The following is a 2,557-nucleotide window of genomic DNA, read 5'->3' as shown; positions in this document are numbered from 1 at the left end:
GTTGCTGTGGCACCCCTCGCTCTCGCCCGAGCCGCCGAGCGAGGTGGCGAGCGTGATCGAACATATCGTTTCGGGTGAGCAATACCTCACGCTGCTTTGCGTTGAGGGGAGCATCATCAACGGGCCGGATGGGACGGGGCTGTTCGACACGTTTGACGGCCGGCCGAAGCGGGACGTCGTCGCAGCGCTTTGTCATCGGGCGGAGTATGTGATCGCGATGGGCAGCTGCGCCGCGTTCGGCGGCATTCCCGCCGCACCTCCCAACCCTTCGGAGTCTGTGGGGTTGCAGTTCACCAATGCGCGACCGGGGGGCCTTCTCGACTCAGGCTGGCGATCGAAGTCCGGACTGCCGGTGGTGAATCTGAGCGGCTGCCCGGCCGACGCCGCGACAATGATCGAAACAATGGGCTTGCTGCTGGAGGGGCAGCCCCTGGATCTCAATCGCTACCAGCAACCTTCAACGGTCCGGCCCTGTCTGGCTACCGCTCTCGAGCATAAGTGCGCAACCGCCGACAAGGTGGGCTACGTGTGCTACGGATGCATCAGCGCCAGGTTCCCGGCCAACCGCGCACTGTTCAGACACCACCCGGTGGCGACCGAGATACCGGTGCGGTCCGAACCCGATCTACAGGGTGTGGCGCTGTGACCGGCGGCGCTGTGACCGGCGGCTTGCGCAAAATCCGCATGGGGATGGAGGTAAACCGCGTCGAGGGCGACATGGAGATCCAGGTCGAGCTCGAATGCGGGGTGGTCACCGATGCTTGGTGCAGCGGCACGATGTACCGAGGTTACGAGCAGATCCTCACGGGGCGCGATCCAGCGGACGCTCTGGTGATCACGCCGCGGATCTGCGGCATCTGCAGCACCTCACACCTCTACGCCGCCACGTCAGCACTCGAGATGGCCTACGCGACGCCGATCGCTCCCAACGGCACTCGGATCCGCAATCTATGCCTGATGGCGGAGTCCCTGATGAGCGACGCCCGCCACACGTTTCTGATGTTCGCCCCGGACCTATGCAACGCCGCGTACGCCGACCACCCCCTCTACGAGCAGGTGTGTAAGTTGTTCGCCGCGCCGTTCCGCGGACGGATCGCGCGTGAGACCGTTGAGCACTCCAATCGGATCCTGCACGTCGTGATCTGCTTCGGAGGTCAGTGGCCGCATTCGACGTACATGATGCCAGGGGGCGTCACCTGTCCACTGGACGCGGCGCGGCTGCGCGACTGCCTCGGCGCCGTCGAGTTCTACCGGGCCTGGTATGAGCGCTCCATCCTGGGCTGCGCGACCGAGCGCTGGCTTGCGCTGCGCAGCGTCGAGGACTTCGAGGAATGGCTCGAGCAGGACCCCTCGCACCGCGATAGCGCAGTCGGGGTGTTTGCCCGCTACGGCCGCTCGATCGGGCTGCACAAAACGGGCGGCGGCACGCCGCACCTGCTGAGCATGGGCTGCTACTACGACCCCGAAAGCTGGCAGCCGCCGTTCCGCGACCGCCGGTGTCTGCTGCCGTCAGGGTTCTACGACGGCGAGAGCAAGCGGATTGAGCCCTTCTGCGAGGGGAAGATCAGCGAGGACGTCAGCCACGCCTGGTACTTGGATCCCGGCCGTCCCTGCCATCCCTGGGACAGCCGGACCGTGCCGGCGCGCCGCGCCGGCGGGCCGCAGTACAGCTACGCCAAGGCCACCCGCTACGACGATCGTGTCGTGCAACTCGGACCGCTGGCCGACCTGGTCGTGGGCTGCGATCCGCTCATCACCTCGCTTTTCCAAGCGCAGGGACCGAACACGTGGCTGCGGCAGTTCGCGCGGTTTCACCGCCCTCTACGGGTGCTCGAGTCGATGCGCCAGACGGTGCGCGAGCTCAGCGCACACCTCGGCGAGCCGACGTTTGAGCCCTGCGACCCCAAGCGCGACGGAGATGGCTACGGGCTGATCAACGCCGCGCGCGGCAGCCTCGGCCACTGGGTGAAGATCCGCGACGGCACGATCGAGAACTACCAAGTGATCACCCCGACGACCTGGAACGGCTCGCCGCGCGACGCGGCCGGTCGACGCGGGCACTGGGAAGAGAGCTTCATCGGCCTCGAGCTAAAGGACCTCGAGAACCCCGTCGAGCTATACCACGTCGTCCGCTCCCACGACGCGTGCCTGGTCTGCACCGTGCACTTTCTCCGACCCGACAAGGTCACGACGTTCCACGTCTGATGAACCATGCGCTCGTGCACGTCTTGTGCTTCGGGAACCCGTGGCACGGCGACGACGGGTTCGGGCTACACGTCCTGCGGCGGCTGCGGCACGAGCGCCGCCTGCCACCGCACGTCCACGCCTTCGACGCCGGCACCGCCGGCCTCAACGCGATACCGCTTTTCGAGCGCTGCAATAAGGCGGTGCTCGTCGACGCCGTCAAGACCGGAGCGCAGATCGGCCAACTCCATCGCCTCAGCATCACCGGCTGCGTCCCCGCCGTCGATCAGCAGGGCATGCACGGATCAGGCGTCGAAAACCTCCTCGCGGCACTTCCGGCGGCGTACCCCAACAGCACGATGCCAGAGCTCGT

At 66.5% G+C, this 2,557-nt stretch carries 2 protein-coding genes and 1 pseudogene; all 3 read left to right on the top strand.

The genetic code is table 11. The features are described from left to right. Positions 1–646: pseudogene (locus tag ACLQI9_RS01610) on the top strand (hypothetical protein); the annotation flags it as partial. Beyond that, positions 643–2,205, top strand: coding sequence for a nickel-dependent hydrogenase large subunit (locus ACLQI9_RS01605; RefSeq protein ID WP_442390846.1), 1,563 nt, complete (start codon positions 643–645; stop codon positions 2,203–2,205). The pseudogene ACLQI9_RS01610 and the gene ACLQI9_RS01605, both read left to right, overlap by 4 nt. Further along, on the top strand, positions 2,205–2,557 hold a 353-nt coding region (locus ACLQI9_RS01600), incomplete at its 3' end, for a hydrogenase maturation protease (RefSeq protein ID WP_442390844.1). The genes ACLQI9_RS01605 and ACLQI9_RS01600, both read left to right, overlap by 1 nt.

This window comes from Mycobacterium sp. (assembly GCF_052143115.1).
Taxonomy (GTDB): domain Bacteria; phylum Actinomycetota; class Actinomycetes; order Mycobacteriales; family Mycobacteriaceae; genus Mycobacterium.
The sequence above is the reverse complement of the archived record's forward strand: the minus strand, read 5'-3'. Positions and strand labels throughout refer to the sequence as shown.